This window comes from Comamonas sp. JUb58 (assembly GCF_004364775.1).
In the GTDB taxonomy this organism is placed as follows: domain Bacteria; phylum Pseudomonadota; class Gammaproteobacteria; order Burkholderiales; family Burkholderiaceae_C; genus Comamonas.
Window position 1 is genome coordinate 121,036 of the sequence record NZ_SOAL01000014.1, and the last position, 17,474, is coordinate 138,509.

The 17,474-nt window shown below is 65.3% G+C and carries 17 protein-coding genes; 9 read left to right on the plus strand and 8 right to left on the minus strand.

Going from position 1 to position 17,474, the window contains the following annotated elements:
- Positions 1-3: 3 nt before the first annotated feature.
- The 6 genes from EDF71_RS16285 to EDF71_RS16310 form a co-directional block, all read right to left on the minus strand.
- A complete protein-coding gene (locus EDF71_RS16285) occupies positions 4-201 on the minus strand; it encodes a hypothetical protein (protein ID WP_133857625.1) in 198 nt (65 codons plus the stop codon).
- The gene (creD, locus tag EDF71_RS16290; protein ID WP_133857626.1) at positions 198-1,613 is read right to left on the minus strand and encodes a cell envelope integrity protein CreD; all 1,416 of its coding nucleotides are present in this window, start codon (positions 1,611-1,613) and stop codon (positions 198-200) included. The genes EDF71_RS16285 and creD overlap by 4 nt, the downstream gene beginning before the upstream one ends.
- Before the next feature lie 109 nt (positions 1,614-1,722).
- Positions 1,723-3,189, minus strand: coding sequence for a two-component system sensor histidine kinase CreC (gene creC / locus EDF71_RS16295; protein ID WP_133857627.1), 1,467 nt, complete (start codon positions 3,187-3,189; stop codon positions 1,723-1,725).
- 9 nt (positions 3,190-3,198) lie between these two features.
- A complete protein-coding gene (gene creB, locus EDF71_RS16300) occupies positions 3,199-3,915 on the minus strand; it encodes a two-component system response regulator CreB (RefSeq protein WP_133857628.1) in 717 nt (238 codons plus the stop codon).
- Between the two features lie 24 nt (positions 3,916-3,939).
- On the minus strand, positions 3,940-4,686 hold the full coding sequence (locus tag EDF71_RS16305; RefSeq protein WP_133857629.1) for an SDR family oxidoreductase: 747 nt from the start codon (positions 4,684-4,686) through the stop codon (positions 3,940-3,942).
- A gap of 64 nt (positions 4,687-4,750) precedes the next feature.
- Positions 4,751-5,626 (minus strand): helix-turn-helix transcriptional regulator, encoded by an 876-nt coding sequence (locus tag EDF71_RS16310; protein WP_133857630.1) that lies wholly within the window; start codon positions 5,624-5,626, stop codon positions 4,751-4,753.
- A gap of 135 nt (positions 5,627-5,761) precedes the next feature.
- On the opposite strand from EDF71_RS16310, the gene EDF71_RS16315 reads away from it, so the two are divergent.
- The 3 genes from EDF71_RS16315 (at position 5,762) to EDF71_RS16325 (ending at position 9,925) form a co-directional block, all read left to right on the plus strand.
- Entirely contained in the window at positions 5,762-6,979 is a 1,218-nt protein-coding gene (locus EDF71_RS16315) for an MFS transporter (protein ID WP_133857631.1), read from the plus strand.
- Positions 6,980-7,035: 56 nt separating this feature from the next.
- The gene (locus tag EDF71_RS16320) at positions 7,036-7,728 is read left to right on the plus strand and encodes a dienelactone hydrolase family protein (RefSeq protein WP_133857632.1); all 693 of its coding nucleotides are present in this window, start codon (positions 7,036-7,038) and stop codon (positions 7,726-7,728) included.
- Positions 7,729-7,873: 145 nt separating this feature from the next.
- Complete coding sequence (locus EDF71_RS16325; protein WP_133857633.1) at positions 7,874-9,925, plus strand: bifunctional 2',3'-cyclic-nucleotide 2'-phosphodiesterase/3'-nucleotidase; 2,052 nt, start codon at positions 7,874-7,876, stop codon at positions 9,923-9,925.
- Positions 9,926-9,973: 48 nt separating this feature from the next.
- Here EDF71_RS16325 and EDF71_RS16330 read toward each other — a convergent pair whose 3' ends face one another.
- Entirely contained in the window at positions 9,974-11,215 is a 1,242-nt protein-coding gene (locus tag EDF71_RS16330) for a magnesium transporter CorA family protein (RefSeq protein WP_243854333.1), read from the minus strand.
- 77 nt (positions 11,216-11,292) lie between these two features.
- Positions 11,293-12,306, minus strand: coding sequence for a porphobilinogen synthase (gene hemB / locus EDF71_RS16335; RefSeq protein ID WP_133857634.1), 1,014 nt, complete (start codon positions 12,304-12,306; stop codon positions 11,293-11,295).
- A gap of 198 nt (positions 12,307-12,504) precedes the next feature.
- Here hemB and EDF71_RS16340 point away from each other — a divergent pair, with 198 nt between their 5' ends.
- From EDF71_RS16340 to rpsL, 6 genes are all read left to right on the plus strand, one after another.
- Positions 12,505-12,924: a CopD family protein gene (locus EDF71_RS16340; protein WP_133857635.1), complete on the plus strand. Its 420-nt coding sequence runs from the start codon at positions 12,505-12,507 to the stop codon at positions 12,922-12,924.
- A gap of 59 nt (positions 12,925-12,983) precedes the next feature.
- A complete protein-coding gene (locus tag EDF71_RS16345; RefSeq protein WP_133857636.1) occupies positions 12,984-14,198 on the plus strand; it encodes a VanZ family protein in 1,215 nt (404 codons plus the stop codon).
- A 91-nt stretch (positions 14,199-14,289) separates the two neighbouring features.
- Positions 14,290-14,643, plus strand: coding sequence for an NAD(P)H-dependent oxidoreductase subunit E (locus tag EDF71_RS16350; RefSeq protein WP_021026531.1), 354 nt, complete (start codon positions 14,290-14,292; stop codon positions 14,641-14,643).
- Between the two features lie 97 nt (positions 14,644-14,740).
- Positions 14,741-15,382: an alpha/beta fold hydrolase gene (locus EDF71_RS16355; protein WP_133857637.1), complete on the plus strand. Its 642-nt coding sequence runs from the start codon at positions 14,741-14,743 to the stop codon at positions 15,380-15,382.
- Positions 15,383-15,482: 100 nt separating this feature from the next.
- A complete protein-coding gene (locus EDF71_RS16360; RefSeq protein ID WP_243854337.1) occupies positions 15,483-16,640 on the plus strand; it encodes a D-alanyl-D-alanine carboxypeptidase family protein in 1,158 nt (385 codons plus the stop codon).
- A gap of 330 nt (positions 16,641-16,970) precedes the next feature.
- The gene (gene rpsL / locus EDF71_RS16365) at positions 16,971-17,348 is read left to right on the plus strand and encodes a 30S ribosomal protein S12 (RefSeq protein WP_012202325.1); all 378 of its coding nucleotides are present in this window, start codon (positions 16,971-16,973) and stop codon (positions 17,346-17,348) included.
- Positions 17,349-17,474 lie beyond the last annotated feature (126 nt).

The window sequence follows — 17,474 nt, forward strand, 5'->3', positions numbered from 1 at the left end:
CGCTCAGAACCGCTGCTGTGCCAGCAGCAGCGAGCAGCGCAGCCGCAGCCACATCAGGCGCCGGGCATTGGCCTGCAGCGGCAGCTGGCTGCCACGCTCCAGCCACTGGTCACGCAGCGTGCGCAACTGGCTGCGGGTCATCTGGTGCTGGGCCTGGCGCCATTGCTGGCGCTGCTGTTCCATCTGGTTGTCGGTGTTCATGCGTTCTCCTGGGGGCGTGGGCCAAAGGTCTTGGGGGCGGGGGTAGGCTCGGGGCTATCGCTTTTGCCAAACGCATACCAGTCGACCTTGCGGGTGGCCACCATCACGATTGCCAGCACGGCAAACAGTGCGAGCGAGCCGACGGCCAGCGCGGTCTGCTCCAGCTGCAGCAGCACAAACAAGAGGCCATACATCACCGCAATCAGCGCTGCAAACGGCAGGCCGCGCCGCAGGCTGCCCAGGATGTGGCTGGCGTAGTAGCCCAGCAGCAGCACGCAGGCGCTGGCGCCAATGGCATAGGCCTGGCTGAAGCCCAGATGCTCGGACAGGCTGATCAAGAGCAGGAAGAAAATGCACAGCGCCGAGCCCACCAGCAGGTACTGCACCGGGTGCACGCGCAACTTCTTGAGCACCTCGAACATGGCGACGGCAACAAAGGTCAGCACCACAAAGAGCAGGCCGTACTTGGTGGCGCGGTCGCTCAGGCTATAGGGGTTGACCGGGTCGATGAAGCTGGTGCCGAACTGCTCCAGGCACTGGCTTTCATTGGATGCGTAGGGGTCGGTGGTGTCGGCGATGCCCAGACTGCACAGTGCGCGCTCTTGCACAAAGGCCTGGCGCGCGGACGAGGCCAGCGCCGGAATGCTCCAGCTGGCGTTGAAGCCCTGGTCGTTGATCTCACGGCTCAGCGGCAGGAAGTTGCCACCAAACGAGGGGTGCGGCCAGTCGGCCTGCATGCTGACCTGGTTGGTGCCGCCCAGCGGTACAAAGGCTAGGCGCTCGGTACCCATCAGCTGCAGCAGCACGACCACTTCCATGGCATTGCTGTCGTTGCCACTGGCGGCGGCCATGGGCTTGGTCTGCAGGCCCCGGGTGTAGACGCCGTGGCCGGTGCCCGGCTCCAGCGGCAGCGTCTTGCCATCGACCTGCAGGGTCGCACTGCGGATGCCGCGCGGATCGCTGAGCGGCAGGATCAGGCGCGGCGCATCGCAGTGGCGCACGGCGCTGCCCTCGGGCTTGGCTTGCAGCTGGTTGCCGGGCGCAAAGCGGGCGACCAGTTTGTCGTGCATGAGAAAGGTGTTGACCTGGTAGAGGCCGCGCGCGCGGGGCTGCATTTCGGCCCGGGTCTGGTGGCTGATCTCATCGGGCAGCGCATAGCGCTGAAAGCTGACCAGCCGGGTTTCCACCCGCCCTTCGCTGTCCTTGCCACTGACCTCGCGGGTGCAGCGCTGGGCCAGCACCGGGCCAAACAAGGTCTGTGATCCGGCGGTGCTGTTGACCACGCTTTGTACTGCGCGGTCGCGGTTGTAGATGCGGTCGCGCACCACGTCGCTGATCATCATCAGCGCTACCAGCAAAAGCGCCATGGTGATGGCCAGGCTCAGGGCCTTTTGCACCAGTCTGTTTTTCATGCATTCCTCGTTGCTCTGTGTATCGGTGCGGCGAGTGTCAGCGGCCCCGGTGAGCCGAGCATGAAGTCTGTGAAGGCAGCGTGAAGTGCTGGTGTGGTTGGTGAAGCGCTCAGTCCGGTGCCGAAAAATCAAGGCTGGCGCGCAGGCCGGGCTGGGTGTTGGCAAACTGCAGCCTGCCGCCGTGCAGCAGCATGATGCGCTGCACGATGGACAGGCCCAGGCCGGTGCCGCTGCGCTCGCCATTGGGGCGCGGCGTGGTGAAGAAGCGCTCGCCCAGGCGGTGCAGCAGGCTGTCGGGCACGCCCGGGCCGCTGTCCTGCACGCTCAGGCGCTGGGGTGCCAGGCTCAGCACGATCTGGCTGTGCGCGGGCGAGAAATCCAGCGCATTGGCCAGCAGGTTGCTGATGGCCAAGGTGACCAGGGCTGCATCCCAGGCGCCCTGACTGTCCTCGCCTTGCAGCCGCAGCTGGATGCCCTTTTGCGCGGCGGTGGCCTGCAACTGCGCCATGGCCTGCTCGGCGCAGGCGCGCAGGCTGGTGTGGGCGCCGGCCGGGGCCAGCTCGCTGCGCTGCTCCAGCTGGCTCAGCTGCATCAGCTGGTCGATCAGGTTTTGCAGGCGCAGGCTCTGGTCCACCACCTGCTGGGCAAACATCGCGCGGTCGGCGGCGGGCAGGTCGTCCTGCAGCAGCTCGCCCGCGCCCCGGATGGCGGCGACCGGGCTCTTGAGCTCATGCGTGAGGGCGCGCACATAGCCTTCGATGTAGTCGCGCCCCTCCAGGCGGCGGCGCATCGAATCCATGGCCTGGGCTAGGTCGCCCAGCTCGCCGGGCACATCGGGCACCTCGGGCGTCTTGGGCGGCAACAAATGGCCTTGCGCCTCCTGCAAGGTGGGGCCCTGCACATGCTGGGCATAGCTGCGCAGCTTGCGCACCTGCACCACCAGCCACCAGGTGATGGCAAAGCCGACGGCGGCCGACAGCAGCAGGAACAGCACACCGCCGCGCAGCATCTTGCTTTCGCTGCTGTCGATGATGCTCTGCACCGCATTGGCTGGCTTGGAGACGGTGAGCACGCCGAGGATGGCGCCATCCCGCACGATGGGCGCCGAGACGTACATGACGCTGGTGGCCTCGTCGGTGGCCACTTCGCGCGAGGTGCGGGCGCCGTATTCGCCGCGCAGGGTGAGCGCCACATTGCGCCAGCGTGCGTAGTCGGCCCCCACATCCTGGCCAGCGGAATCGAACAGCACACGGCCCTGGGCATTCGTGACCGTCACGCGCAAGTCCAGCGCGGCCTTGCGCGTGTCCCAGATCCACACCCGCAGCGGTTGCTGGAAGGCGGCCTGCACATGCTGGGCAAAGCGGCTGTTGCTGCTGCCGCTACCGCTGCCCAGTTTTCCCTCGGCCAGGTCATCGCTGGCCTGGGCGGCCAACAGGTAGGCGGTCTCCACCAGCGTGTCTTCGGTCACCTTGCGCACGCTGGGCTTGATCTCGGCCATGAACACGCGCAGCACAAAGAAGGCCGCCAGCCCGTTGATCAGGAAGAAGGCAAACAGCAGGCGGATTCCCAGACGCATGGCCGGTCCTCAGTCGCTGTCGCGCAGGCTGTAGCCCATGCCGCGGTGCGTGGTGATGAAGTCGCGGTCGGCCACCACGGTGCGCAGCTTGGCGCGCAGGGTCTTGATGTGGGTGTCTACCGTGCGGTCGGTGCTGTCGCTGTGCAGGCCCCAGACGGCATCGAGCAAATGGTTGCGGCTGAGGATGCGGCCCTGCGCGGCCAGCAGGCTGCTGAGCAGCTGGAACTCGCGCCGCGTCAGGTCCAGCAGCACGCCTTGCAGGCGCACGCACTGGCCGGCCTCGTCGACCTGGAAGGCGGTGCTGGCGGCGGTAGCCGGGGCACTGTGGGCATGGCTGGTTGCCGGCGCAAATTGCTGGGCGCGGCGCAGCAGCGCGCGGGTGCGGGCCACTAGCTCGCGTGGGCTGAAGGGCTTGCTCAGGTAGTCATCGGCGCCCAGCTCCAGGCCCAGCACCCGGTCCACCTCTTCGCCCCGGGCGCTGAGCACCAGGATGGGCGCGGGTGAGCCGTTGGCGCGCAGCTGGCGGCACCAGTCCAGGCCATTGCCATCGGGCAGGCCCACATCGAGCAGCAGCGCGTCAAAGCGGCCGCTGGCCCATTGCGCGCGGGCATCGGCCATCAAAAGGCTGTGGGTACAGCGGATGCCATCGCGCTCCAGCGCATAGCAGACGGTGCGGGCAATGGCTGGGTCGTCTTCCAGCAGCAAAACATGGGGGGTATAGAGCATGTGGGCTTGGGTCTGAACGGTGGCCTAGCGCCCGCCGCCGGCATCGATGAAGGAGCCGGTGCAGTAGCTGCTGAGGTCGGACATCAGCCAATAGATGGCCTGGGCGATTTCGTCGGCAGTGCCACCGCGCCCCAGCGGCACACCGGCCGACAGGCGCTGCACGCGGTCGGGCTGGCCACCGCTGGCGTGGATATCGGTCTCGATCAGCCCCGGGCGCACGCCGTTGACGCGGATGCCTTGCGCGGCCACCTCATGGGCCAGGCCCAGGGTCATGGTGTCGATGGCGGCCTTGGAGGCCGCATAGTCCACATACTGGTTGGCCGAGCCCAGGCAGGCGGCCCGGCTGGAGACATTGACGATGCTGCCGCCGGCGCCACCTTCGGCGGTGCTCATGCGGCGCACCGCTTCGCGGGCGCAGAGAAAGCTGCCCAGGACATTGGTGTCGAACATGCGGCGCCAGCGCGCCATGTCCATGTCCTGCAGGCGCTGGGCGCGGTCCACCACACCGGCGTTGTTGACCAGGGCGCCCAGGCGGCCCAGCTCGTTGTCGATGCGCGCAAACATCGCCAGCACCTGGGCCTCGTCGGCCACATCGGCCTGTACGGAAATGGCGCGGCGGCCCAGGGCCTGCACGGCCTGCACCACGGTCTGGGCTGCTGCTTCATTGCTGCTGTAGTTCACGGCTACATCCCAGCCATGGCGGGCGGCGAGCAGGGCGGTGGCGGCACCGATGCCACGGCTGGCACCGGTGATGAGGACGATAGAGGTCATGGCAGGTGGGCTCACAAAAGATGCCCTATCTTAGGCGAGCTTGCGCCGCCTGCCCATGCCGCCTTCAAGGCGCAGGCAGCGCGGCCAGCCGGTCGAGTGCCTCGGCGTCCTGGTCGCTGACGGGCAGGTAGACCACCATGCGCAGGCCGCTGCGCGGTGCTGACCACCAGTAGGTCTGGCGCAGATGGAGGATGCCGACAACGGGGTGGTCAAAGGTCTTTTCGTTGTTCTCCGGGCTGCGCACCTGGTAGCGCTCCCAGGCATTGCGGAAGACGGGCGACTGCGCCAGAAAATAGTCCAGCCGCTGGGCAATGGCCGGGTCGTTGCTTTGCTGGGTGTAGGCGGCGCGGAACATGGCCACCATGCGTTCGATGGCCTGCGGCTCGTGGCGCATCACGCGCTGCCACTGCGGGTTGAACAGGTTCATGTGCAGGCAGTTGCGCTCCAGCGCGGGCAGCTGCTGCAGCGATACGCCCATCAGCCGCTCATAGGCGGCATTGGCGTCGAGCAGGTCAAAAGCGGCGCTTTGCATCTGGGCGGGGTAGGGCAGCATCTTGTCCAGCAACTGCCGGTGCAGGCAGCCCGGTGCGTCCAGCAAGCTCGGGGCGGGCTGGTCCAGCTTGATGCCCGCCAGCACCAGCAGGTGGCGCAGCTCGTCGTCATTGCATTGCAGCGCGCGGGCGATGGCCTCCACCGCCTGGCGCGAGGGCTGGACCTCGCGGCCTTGTTCGAGCTTGGTGTACCAGGTCACGCCAATGCCGGCGAGCTGGGCGACCTCTTCGCGCCGCAGGCCGGGGGTGCGCACGCGGCCATGGCGCGCCAGGCCCATGGCGGCGGCCGACAGGCTCTCGCGCCGGGCGCGCAGAAAGTGGCCCAGCTCCTGCGAGGGGGCAGAGGCCGCAATGGCAGGCGGGGCATGGGCGGGGGTGGCTGCAAGCATGGTCTTGGGCGGTTAGGGTAGCGGCAATGGTGCAGTGCAGTATAGGCCTTCCAAGCCTAGGCTACGTAAGATCTTGTACCAGTCTAAAAAACATAACACACTGGCGCCCTGTTTCATTTTCAGGCGCAGACTCCCATGCGAAGAATCACTGCTGACAACGCCACCTTTGGCGTTTTTCTGGCCTTTTTGCTGATCCCCCTGTCGGGCATCGGCACCGATATCTACCTGCCTTCGATGCCCGCCATGGCCCAGAGCCTGGGTGGCACCGCCTCCCAGATCCAGCTGACCTTGACCTTGTTCATCGCCGGCTATGGCCTGGGCCAGTTGGTGGTGGGCGTGTTGCTGGACCGCTTTGGCCGCTGGCGCCCCACGATGGTGGCGCTGGCCTTGTTTGCGCTGTCGAGCGCGGCCATTGCCGTCAGCGATGACATCGTGGTCATCTGCGCGCTGCGCCTGCTGCAAGGCCTGCTGGGCGCGGTCGCCGTGGTGGGCAAGCGCACCTTTTTTGTCGATGTGTTCCGGGGCCCGGCGCTGCAGCGCTACCTGACCTGGATGACCGTGGTCTGGTCGCTGGGGCCCATCTGCGCGCCTTTTATCGGCGGCTTTGTGCAGACCCACTGGGGCTGGCGCGCCAACTTTGTGGTGCTGGCCGTGTTCTCGGTGGTTGCGCTGGTGCTGGAGATGCTGGGCGGCGGCGAAACCCTGGCCCAGCCCCAGCCCATCCGGCCGCGTGAAGTGGCCAGCCGGGCCTGGGAGATCATGCGCAACCGCGCCTTTGCGCGGGGCGTGCTTTGCGTCAGCGCTGCCTATGCGATGGTGATGGGCTGGAGCATGGCCTCGCCCTTCATCGTGGAAGCCGTCTACCACCGCCCGCCCACCACGACGGGATCGCTGGCGCTGCTGATGGGCCTGGCTTGGATGGGCGGCGGCCTGATCGCCCGTGCGGCGATGGCGCGCTCCTTGGCGGCCAAGCACCGAGGAGCCTTGCTGGCCATGGCCTGCTTTATCAGCCTGCTGGCGCTGACGACCTGGCTGCCCGCATCCTGGCCATCGCTGGCAGTGATGGCGGCCGTCGCCTTTTGCATCCATGTGGCGGCGGGCCTGGTGTTCAATATCCACTTCGCCCATGTGCTGTCGATGTTCCCCAAGCACGCTGCTTTGTCGGGCGGCATTGCCGGCGGTCTGGCCTTTTTGCTGACCTCGCTGCTCGCGTCCTTGGGCATCCACCTGGTGAACCCGCAGACCGGCTTGGGCTTGGCGGCGGTGTATGGCGGGCTGGCCTTGCTGCTGGTGGGCGCCTGGCTGACGATGCTGGCACGTCCGGCACCGGCAGCTGCTTGCGCAACGCCATAATCGACAAGCCCCCGCATCTCGAATCTGTCGAATCTGTTTAGCAAGGAGTGATCGCTATGGGAAATTTTGTAGATCTGAAGTCGGCCGACGGCCAGGTGTTTCCGGCCTACATCGCCGAGCCTGAAGGCCAGGCGCGCGGCGCCATCGTGGTGGTGCAGGAGATCTTTGGCGTCAACTCGCACATCCGCTCGGTGGCGGACCGCATTGCCCAAAGCGGCTATGTGGCGATTGCGCCGGCCACCTTCAGCCGCGTCAAGCCCGGTGTGGACCTGGGCTACAACGAGGCCGACATGCAGGCCGGCGTGGCCCTGAAGGCCGCTGCCGAAGCGCCCGCCGTGGCCCCTGGCGTGATGCTGGACCTGCAGGCCGCGATTGACGAAGGCGCCCGCCGCAGCGGCGGCAAGGTCGGCATCACCGGCTTTTGCTGGGGTGGTCTGCTGGCCTGGCGCGCAGCCTGTGAGCTCAAGGGCCTGTCGGCATCGGTGCCTTACTACGGCGGCGGCATGACCACCGGCGACGAAATCGCGCGCCAGCCGCATTGCCCGGTGATGGCCCATTTTGGCGACAAGGACCACTGGATCTCGCTGGCGTCGGTGGATGCCTTCCGCACTGCTCACCCGGAGGCCGAGGTCTATGTCTACGCGGCCGACCACGGCTTTAATTGTGACCAACGTGGCTCCTACGATGCAGCGGCTTCTGCCGCAGCGCGGGCCCGTAGCATGGCTTTCTTTGCCAAGCATGTAGGCTGAGCGGGCGCTCACACCTATCCCTATCCAAAGCCTTGCAGGCCCGCAGCCTGCAAGGCTTTGTTGCATTTTCGGGGGGCGTTCGTAACACCGTCGTCATAAGGGCTGCAGATGATGCGCGCATCGCTCACTTTCAACGATAAACACCATGCGCACCCCCTTTTTCCGTGCCGCCGACCTGCGGATGGCACCGCTTCCCTTGGCCGCGCTGGCCGCTGCGGCCATGCTGACGGCCTGCGGCGGTGGTGGCTCCAGCAGTTCCAAATCGGCGACCGCCACCCTGGCGGTGCTGGAGACCACCGACCTGCACTTCAACATCCGCAGCTACGACTATTTCAAGCTGGCCGATGACCCCTCGTATGGCTTCGAGCGCACGGCCACCCTGATCCGCCAGGCGCGCAGCGACTTCGCCAACACCTTGCTGGTGGACAACGGCGACACCATCCAGGGCACGGCGCTGGCCGACTACGAGGCGCAGGTGGCGCCGATCGCCTGCGACCAGCAGCTGTCCATGTACAAGGCCATGGGCGTGTTCAAGTTCGATGCCGGCACCCTGGGCAACCATGAGTTCAACTACGGCCTGCCCTTCCTCAACCAGGTGCTGGGTGGCGGCCTCCAAGTCGATGGCGTCGATGCCAGCAAGAAGTGCGCAGGCCCGGGCTACCCGATGGCACTGGCCAATGTGCTCAGCAGCCAGACCAAGGCGCCGCTGGTGTCGCCCTATGTGGTGCTGGAGCGTGAGATCAGCGGCACCGACAGCGACGGCAAGACCGTCAAGCTGCCGATCAAGATCGGTGTGATCGGCTTTACCACGCCCGGCATCATGGGCTGGGACAAGCGCCATCTGGAAGGCAAGGTGCAGGTGACCGGCGCCGTCGAGGCCGCGCAAAAGTACGTGCCTGAGCTGCGCAGCAAGGGTGCCGACGTCGTTGTGGCGCTGCTGCACGGCGGCCTGGATGCCTCGGAATACCGTGCCGACATGGAAAACCCCGGCCTGTACCTGAGCAAGGTGGCGGGCATCGATGCGATGGTGATGGGCCACCAGCACAGCGTGTTCCCCGACACCGCCGCGCAACCGGCCTTCAGCATGGCGGGTGTCGACAACAAGGCCGGCACCATCAACGGCGTGCCGGCGGTGATGGCCAGCAGCTGGGGCAAGGCGCTGGGTGTGGTGGCGCTGTCGCTGAAGTGGGATGGCAAGGCCTGGAGCGTGGACAAGACCCAGAGCAAGTCGGAGCTGCGCAGTACGACCACCGGCAAGGATGCCGCAGGCAAGACCACCTATGTGGCCGTCGACAGCAGCATTGCACCGGCAGTGGAGAGCCAGCACCAGGCGGCCATCAGCTATGTGAAGACGCCGGTGGGCCAGACCGACTTCCGCATGAGCACGCAGTTTGCCGATGTGGGCGATCCCGGCGCGATCCAGCTGGTCAACCAGGCGCAGCAGGACTATGTGCAGCGCTATGTGCAGGCCAACCTGCCGCAGTACGCGCAGCTGCCGGTGCTGTCGGTGAGCGCGCCTTTCAAGTCGGGCTTCCAGGGCGGTGCGGACTACACCGATGTGGCCGCCGGCCCGCTGGCGATCTACAACGCGGCCGACCTCTACCTTTACCCCAACACCGTCTACGCGGTGAAGGTAAACGGCGCACAGATCAAGAGCTGGCTGGAGGCCGCTGCCCAGCGCTTCAACCGCATCGACCCGGCTGCCACCGCAGACCAGTGGCTGATCAGCAGCTTCCCCGGCTACAACTTCGACATGTTCACCACCGCCGACATGCAGTACCAGATCGATGTGACCCAGCCCGTGGGCAGCCGCATCGTGGATCTGCAGTACAAGGGCGCACCGATCGACCCGGCGCAGGACTTTGTGATCGCCACCAACAACTACCGCGCCACCAGCGGCAAGAGCTTCCTGCCTGAACTCGATGGCCGCGCCACCATCTACGCCTCGCCCGATGCGAACCGTGATGTGGTGATCTCGTACATCAAGGACCACCCGCAGGTGACCCGCGCAGCCAACGGCGCTGCCCACAGCTGGCGCTTTGCCAAGACGCCAACGGCCGGCAAGGTGTTGTTCACCTCGGCGGCTGACGCGCTGTCGGTGGCGCAGGCAGCGGGCCTGGCCAATGTGTCGCTGGACAAGGCGGATGACGGCACGGGCACGCAGCGCGCGGTCTACCGCGTCGATCTGGGCCAGTAAGTAGTCCAGCAGCGGCGTGCAATGCGCCGCTGATGGGCCGTGTAAGCGCTATCTGCCCGTGCGGGTCAGGTAGCGCTTGTACGAGAAAAAGCCGATCAGCGCGACGGTGATGAACGCCATGACACCCATGGCCCACCAGAAGCCGTCTTCCTTGTGGATGAGGGGGATGAACTCGAAGTTCATGCCAAAGATCGCGGCAATCAGGTTGAGCGGCAGAAAGATGGCAGTGATGGTGGTGAGCGTGCGCATGATGTCGTTGGCGCGGTTGCTCTGCACCGAAAAGTGCATTTGCACGGCGGTCTCGGTGCTTTGCTCCAGCCGGCGCACATGGTGTACCACGCGCTCGATATGTTCGAGCACATCGCGGCTGCGCACCTTGAGCGCTTCCAGCTCGCGCTGGGCACTGGGCGCCTCGGGCTGGGGCCAGGTCTCCAGCGCATCGACCCAGTCCTGCACGGCGGCGCGCTGGTCTTCGCAGATCTCGTCGAGCTGGTGCAGGGACAACCGGGCTTCCAGCAGCGCCTGCCAGTTGGCAATGCGCTTGCGTGGCGACAGCAGCGCGCTTTGCCACTGGTCCAGGTGGCGCGACAGCTCGCGGCGCAGGTCCAGGTAGTTGTCCACAATGATGTTGACCACGCGCATCATCAGATCGGCCGGGGACAGTGGCAGGCGAATGGGCTGCAGGCCGCCCGGCGTGGGGCTGTTGCCCCGGTTGCGGAAGGCCTTGTCCTCGCGCGCCAGGCGCTCTTGCGTGGCATCCGATATCTGGCCCAGGTCGGGGGCGCTAGCGTCCTGCGGTGGGGGCGCGCCGGTCTTGGCAAACTGCAGCAGACGCCGGGCATAGGCATCGCGCACGGTGCAGTCCTCGGGGTGTACCGACAGCAGCACCCGCTCCCAGGCGGCAAAGCCGACCGGCGTGGTGCTGATGCGCGGCGCCTCATTGAGGGGTTTGGCGGCGGCGTTGCGCCGCGCTGCTGCCAGTGCGGCGCTGCCGGCCTGCGATGGCGTGCTGGCCAGGCGGCGTATCACCAGCAGGTCGTACTGCGAGGTGTAGTCGTAGTGGGAGGGGAGCTGGGCATTGAGCAGGTCGGAGACATGCAGCTCCACCAGGGGTGCGCCGCTGAGCTTTTGCAGTGCCAGCTGCAGGCTGCCCAGCTGCTCGCTGAAATAGCCGCGGGTGCAGGCCAGCCACAGAAAGCCTTTGTCGGGGAGCGTGTAGGGCACGGCGGCCAGCTCGGTGGCCTCGTTGCCGATGATGTGAAAGATGCGGATGCTGCTGGGTGTACTCACCGGAATTCCTCGATCGGTTCAGGCGCAGCATGGCAAAAAAAACGGGCCTGTGCAAGCCCGTCCTGGTATTTTTGCTATCAGTTTTTCTCTTTGAGCCAGCGTGCGGCGTCCAGCGAGAAATAGGTCAGGATGCCATCGGCGCCAGCCCGCTTGAAGGCCAGCAGCGATTCCATCATCACCTGGTCATGGTCCAGCCAGCCGTTTTGCGCGGCGGCCTTGAGCATCGCGTATTCGCCGCTGACCTGGTAGGCAAAGGTAGGCACCTTGAACTCGTCCTTGACGCGGCGCACCACATCCAGGTAGGGCATGCCGGGCTTGACCATCACCATGTCGGCGCCTTCGGCCAGGTCCTGCGCCACTTCGCGCAGTGCCTCGTCGGTGTTGGCTGGGTCCATCTGGTAGACATTCTTGTCGGCCTTGCCCAGCGCGCCGCGTGTGCCCACCGCATCGCGGAAGGGGCCGTAGAAGGCGCTGGCGTACTTGGCGCTGTAGGCCATGATGCGGGTGTAGATGTGGCCCTGGGATTCAAAGGCCTCGCGGATGGCGCCAATGCGGCCGTCCATCATGTCGCTGGGGGCGACGATGTCGACACCGGCCTCGGCATGGTTGAGCGCCTGGCCCACGAGGATCTCGACGGTCTCGTCATTGAGGATGTAGCCAGTCTCGTCGAGCAGGCCGTCCTGGCCGTGGCTGGTGTAGGGGTCGAGCGCCACGTCGGTCATCACGCCCAGCTGGGGGAATTCCTTTTTCAGCGCGCGCACCACGCGGGGGATCAGGCCATCGGGGTTGAGCGCTTCCTTGCCGTCAGGCGTCTTCAGCGCCGTGTCGATCTGCGGGAACAGCGCCATCACCGGAATGCCCAGTGCCACGCACTGCTCGGCCACCGGCAGCAACAGATCCAGGCTCAGGCGGTCCACGCCGGGCATGGACAGCACCGGCTCGCGCTTGCCTTGTCCTTCATGCACAAAGACCGGGTAGATGAAGTCGTGCGGGGTGAGCACGTTCTCGCGGACCAGGTTGCGGGTGAAGGCGTCGCGGCGCAGACGGCGCGGACGGTTGTGGGGAAAGGGGGTGGGGCTGGACAGATGCATGCAGCGATTGTGCGCCAGATCAAGGGCAGGCTGCAGAGGGCGGCCCCGAGAGACTGCGTTGGGCATGGAGGTTTGGTGGCCGGGCGGGCGCTTGCTTGCGCCAGATCAAGGCGGAGCGCGAGAGCAGGCCCAGGCCGGTTTTAAGCCGGGGTCCAGCGCTGGGCCATCGTGCCAGCCACTACACTGTGGCGCATGCTTATGCTGTGGATCAAAGCCTTTCATATCGTGTTTGTGGCCAGCTGGTTTGCGGGCCTGTTTTACCTGCCCCGGATCTTTGTGAACCTGGCCATGGTGCCGGCCGACTCGCAGGCCGAGCGCGAGCGCCTGCTGCTGATGGCGCGCAAGCTCTTGCGCTTCATGACGATGATTGCGGTGCTGGCGCTGGGCCTGGGCCTGTGGCTGTGGCTGGGCTGGTGGCGCGGGGCAGGGGGCTGGCTGCATGCCAAGCTGTTCTTTGTGCTGCTGGTCATTGGCTACCACCATGCCTGCGCGGTGCTGCTGCGCAAGATGGCCAATGGCACGGACCGGCATTCGCATGTCTGGTACCGCTGGTTCAATGAGGTGCCAGTGGTGGCCATGGTCATCATCGTGGTGCTGGTGGTGGTCAAACCCTTTTAAACCGCGCACACTTCGGTACTCTCAACGCACAACGATCTGCGCACCAGGGCCCATGCACCATGCCTGACAGCAGCCCCGCACTCCACACCCTGCAAGAGCCTGCCCCGGCCGGCGAGCACCGCACCATTGCCTGGCCGCTGGTGCCGGTGTATGTGGCGCTGATCGTCTTTGCCAGCCTCTTTCCCTTCACGGGCTGGCGCACCCAGGGCATTTCGCCGGCCGAGTTTTTGCTGGCGCGCATTCCGCCGCCGTACTGGACCTGGTTCGATGTCTGGATCAATGTGGCGGGCTATGCGCCGCTGGGCTTGCTGCTGAGCCTGGGTTGGTGGCGCCATGGCTGGGTCAGGACGGGCTGGTTCTGGGCCTTGTGCGTGGGCAGTCTGCTGTCGCTGTCGATGGAGTTCCTGCAGATCTTTCTGCCGCTGCGCGTCTCCAGCAATATGGACTGGCTGCTCAACAGCATCGGCACCTTGCTGGGCGCGCTGGCCGTGCCTTTGCTGGCCTGGCTGGGCATTTTGCGGCGCTGGCGCGATGTGCGGGGGCGCTGGTTCGATGCCGATGCGCGTGGTGCCATCGTGCTGCTGATGCTGTGGCCACTGGCGCTGCTCTTCCCGGCTGCCCAGCCCTTTGGCCTGGGCCAGGTGTTTGACCGGCTGGAGATGTGGCTGGTGGACATCCTGGAGAACTCGGCCTTCGAGCACTGGATGCCCAACTTCATGCAGGCCACCGAGCCGCTGTCACCCATCGGGCAGCTGACGGCTGTGCTGCTGGGTCTGCTGATTCCCTGCTGGCTGGCCTTCAGCGTGATGGGCAGCGTGACGCGGCGCATGGGCATGGTGGCGCTGGTGGTGCTGAGCGGTATTGCAGTCTCGGCGCTGTCGTCCTCGCTGAGCTACGGGCCGGCCTATGCCTGGGATTGGCTGGACCAGCCCACGCGCCTGGGCATTGCGCTGGCGGTGTCGCTGGCGCTGCTGCAGGTAGGCCTGCCACGCCGCTACTGCGTGCTGCTGCTGCTGATGGGGCTGATGATCGACGTCAACCTGCTCAACCAGTCGCCGCCCAACCCTTATTACGCCGATGCCCTGCAGTCCTGGGAGCAGGGCCGCTTCATCCGCTTTTTTGGCCTGGGCCAGTGGCTCAGCTGGCTGTGGCCGTTTGCGGTGATTGCCTATGTGCTGCTGCGCCTGGGCCGGCTGCCTGCCGTGGTGGTGGCGCGCCGCCGCCAACGGCTGAGCCAGCGCGCGGCCGCCAACCCGCCGCCGGAACAGGCCTAAACGCAGTAGGCTGGGGCGGTATTGCGGCCCCAGGGCCCCAGGCGGGCGCCAAGCTGCCACAATGGGGGATCGCATTCGAAGAGAGCTTGGCATGAGCGAGCAAAAACCTGGCAACGACGGCCAGTACTACCAGCACCACGTGTTCTTCTGCCTGAATGACCGCGTCAACGGCGAAGACAGCTGTGCCCACCATGGCGCCAAGGACATGTTTGACCACTGCAAGGCCCGCGTCAAAGCCGAGGGCTTGAGCGGACCGGGCAAAGTGCGGGTCAACAAGGCCGGCTGCCTGGACCGCTGCGCAGGCGGCCCCATCATGGCGGTCTACCCCGAAGGCGTCTGGTACACCTATATCGACAATGACGACATCGACGAGATCGTCGAGTCGCATCTGAAGAACGGCAAGGTGGTCGAGCGCCTGCTGACCCCGCCCGACGTGGGCCGCTGAGCGCGCTCCCTTCTCCCACCACTGATTTTTCCGCATAGACACAGGGCGCCACGGCCGCTGCAGGCGGTGGCTGGCCCGCCATGGAGCAGACCGCAGCATGAACGCGCAAACCGAACGTTTCACCATCAACGGGCCCACCGGCATTCTGGAAGTGGCCCGCGATCTGGCGGCCAGCCCCGATGGCGCACAGCGCGGCATCGCCATCATTGCCCATCCCCATCCGCTGTTTGCCGGCACCATGGACAACAAGGTCGTGCAGACCCTGGCGCGCGCCTTTGTGGCCAGCGGCTGGACGGCGCTGCGCTTCAACTTTCGCGGTGTCGGCCAATCGGCAGGCAGCTATGACGAAGGCCGGGGCGAGCGCGATGATTTTCTGGCGGTCGTCGAGCAGCTGGCGCCCGAAGGGAATCTGGCCCTGGCGGGCTTCTCTTTCGGCTCCTTTGTGATGAGCCATGCCTTGGCGGAACTTTGGCCCAAGCGCCAGATCGACAAGGCGGTGTTCGTGGGCACGGCGGCATCGCGCTTTACCGTAGCGACCCTGCCGCCCGAAGCCCATGAGCGCACCCTGGTGGTGCATGGCGAAGCCGATGACACGGTGCCGCTGTCGGCGGTGATGGACTGGGCACGGCCTCAGATACTACCGGTTACGGTTGTGCCAGGAGGCGGGCATTTTTTCCACGGACAATTACCGCTTCTCAAAGGCTTGGTCACGCGCCACCTGCTTGCCCCCGCCTTGTGATGGCGGTGTAGTATTGCTATTGTTTTTGATATCCTGCGGCCAGCAATCATGCGCTGCAGGCACTTGTTTCTAAGAGTTGGACGACATGAAATCGAGCTTGATGCCCACCCTGCGTAACTGGGCTGCAGCAGCGCTGCTGGTGCCCACCCTGGTCTTTGCACAATTGGCCGCGCCCCAGCCGCCCGAGATCGCGGCGCGCAACTACCTGCTGTTTGACGTGACCACGGGCCAGATCCTGGCCGCCAAGGATGTGGATGCGCCGGTCGAGCAGGCATCGCTGACCAAGCTGATGACGGGTTATGTGGTGTTCGATGCGCTGCGCAACAAGAAGATCAGCCTGGAGCAGACCATGCCGGTGAGCGAGCGCGCCTGGAAGATGCCCGGCTCGCGCATGTTCATCGACCCGAAGATGCAGGTGAAGGTGGATGACCTGCTGCACGGCATGATCGTGCAGTCCGGCAACGACGCGACGATGGCGCTGGCCGAAGCCGTGGGTGGCACCGCCGAGAACTTTGTGCGCCTGATGAACGAGCAGGCCAAGGCGCTGGGCATGACCAACACGGCCTACAAGAACCCCGAGGGCCTGACCGAACCCGGCCACACGACGACGGCCAAGGACCTGAGCATTCTGGCCAACCGCCTGATCAAGGACTTCCCCGAGTACATGCACTATTACTCGACCAAGCAGTGGTTCTACCCCGGCACGCCCAAGTCGAACGGCACCAATCGTAATACTTTGTTGTTCCGCGACCCGACGGTCGATGGCCTGAAGACCGGCCACACCAATGCCGCAGGCTACTGCCTGGTGTCCACCGCCAAGCGTCAGGTGCCCAATGCCGGCGAGCGCCGCCTGATCTCCATCCTGCTGGGTGCTGCCAGCGACAAGGACCGCGCCAACGAAAGCCAGAAGCTTTTGAACTGGGGCTATACCGCTTTCGATACCGTCAAGCTGTTTGACGGCGGCCAGGCCGTGGCCACCCCCAAGGCCTGGAAGGGCGCGCAGGACACCGTCAAGATCGGTAGCGTCACCCCCATCGTCGTGAATGTGCCAGCGGGCACCGGCGGCAAGCTCGAAACCCAGGTGGTGAGCCAGGAGCCGCTGATTGCGCCTTTCACCAAGGGCCAGAAGCTGGGCACGCTGAAGGTGATGGCAGGCGGCCAGGCCGTGGCCGAGGTGCCACTGGTGGCGCTGGATGATGTGGCAGAAGCCGGCATCTTCGGCCGCGCCTGGGATGCCATCCGTCTGTGGATCAAGTAAAGCGGTGCTGATGCAGGGCCGTTAAGGCCCGGCGGACGCCCCGTTCCTCCCCCTGCAAAGCGTGCCCCTGGCACGCTTTGTGGTTTCTAGGCTCGCAAAAATGAGAGCGACCCGGCTAGATGGCTCGGGCTTCTCCATGGAAAAGCACCCGGGCGCAGAACGCGACGCGGCGGGCATGCGTGCAAACCATTTGCTCAATTTGGAGTCAGGTGGTACATTAGAGGGCTTTTCGGAATTTCCGAAGGGGCTGCCGTCTTTGTCTTTCAGGCAAGGGGCTGGCAGCAAATCACGGTAAGTTCACGGTAATTTCACGTTTAGGGACGTTTATTAATGCCAACCATTAACCAACTCGTGCGTCAGGGCCGCACGGTAGAAGTTGTTAAATCCAAGAGCCCTGCTATGGAAAACTGCCCCCAGCGCCGCGGCGTGTGCACCCGTGTGTACACCACGACGCCTAAGAAGCCTAACTCGGCTTTGCGTAAGGTGGCCAAGGTTCGTCTGACCAACGGTTTCGAAGTCATTTCGTACATCGGCGGTGAAGGCCACAACCTGCAAGAGCACAGCGTTGTGCTGGTGCGCGGTGGTCGTGTGAAGGACTTGCCAGGTGTGCGTTACCACATCGTGCGCGGTTCGCTTGACCTGCAAGGCGTCAAGGACCGTAAGCAGTCCCGTTCGAAGTACGGTGCCAAGAAGCCTAAGGCTAAGTAAGCCCTGGTTTTTTGAACGAATACAAAGGTGCTGTGTCCCGCGTGGCGCGAGATTCAGCGTAGTGACCCCAAGCGCAAGTGTTTTGTGTGGGTCGAGTAAGTGGGAGTCCTTGATTGGCTCTCGCGG

Bases quoted from the DNA above. Each gene is read 5' to 3' on its own strand.
- EDF71_RS16285 (WP_133857625.1), bottom strand. From the start codon at position 201: ATGAACACCGACAACCAGATGGAACAGCAGCGCCAGCAATGGCGCCAG.
- creD (WP_133857626.1), bottom strand. From the start codon at position 1,613: ATGAAAAACAGACTGGTGCAAAAGGCCCTGAGCCTGGCCATCACCATG.
- creC (WP_133857627.1), bottom strand. From the start codon at position 3,189: ATGCGTCTGGGAATCCGCCTGCTGTTTGCCTTCTTCCTGATCAACGGG.
- creB (WP_133857628.1), bottom strand. From the start codon at position 3,915: ATGCTCTATACCCCCCATGTTTTGCTGCTGGAAGACGACCCAGCCATT.
- EDF71_RS16305 (WP_133857629.1), bottom strand. From the start codon at position 4,686: ATGACCTCTATCGTCCTCATCACCGGTGCCAGCCGTGGCATCGGTGCC.
- EDF71_RS16310 (WP_133857630.1), bottom strand. From the start codon at position 5,626: ATGCTTGCAGCCACCCCCGCCCATGCCCCGCCTGCCATTGCGGCCTCT.
- EDF71_RS16315 (WP_133857631.1), top strand. From the start codon at position 5,762: ATGCGAAGAATCACTGCTGACAACGCCACCTTTGGCGTTTTTCTGGCC.
- EDF71_RS16320 (WP_133857632.1), top strand. From the start codon at position 7,036: ATGGGAAATTTTGTAGATCTGAAGTCGGCCGACGGCCAGGTGTTTCCG.
- EDF71_RS16325 (WP_133857633.1), top strand. From the start codon at position 7,874: ATGCGCACCCCCTTTTTCCGTGCCGCCGACCTGCGGATGGCACCGCTT.
- hemB (WP_133857634.1), bottom strand. From the start codon at position 12,306: ATGCATCTGTCCAGCCCCACCCCCTTTCCCCACAACCGTCCGCGCCGT.
- EDF71_RS16340 (WP_133857635.1), top strand. From the start codon at position 12,505: ATGCTGTGGATCAAAGCCTTTCATATCGTGTTTGTGGCCAGCTGGTTT.
- EDF71_RS16345 (WP_133857636.1), top strand. From the start codon at position 12,984: ATGCCTGACAGCAGCCCCGCACTCCACACCCTGCAAGAGCCTGCCCCG.
- EDF71_RS16350 (WP_021026531.1), top strand. From the start codon at position 14,290: ATGAGCGAGCAAAAACCTGGCAACGACGGCCAGTACTACCAGCACCAC.
- EDF71_RS16355 (WP_133857637.1), top strand. From the start codon at position 14,741: ATGAACGCGCAAACCGAACGTTTCACCATCAACGGGCCCACCGGCATT.
- EDF71_RS16360 (WP_243854337.1), top strand. From the start codon at position 15,483: ATGCCCACCCTGCGTAACTGGGCTGCAGCAGCGCTGCTGGTGCCCACC.
- rpsL (WP_012202325.1), top strand. From the start codon at position 16,971: ATGCCAACCATTAACCAACTCGTGCGTCAGGGCCGCACGGTAGAAGTT.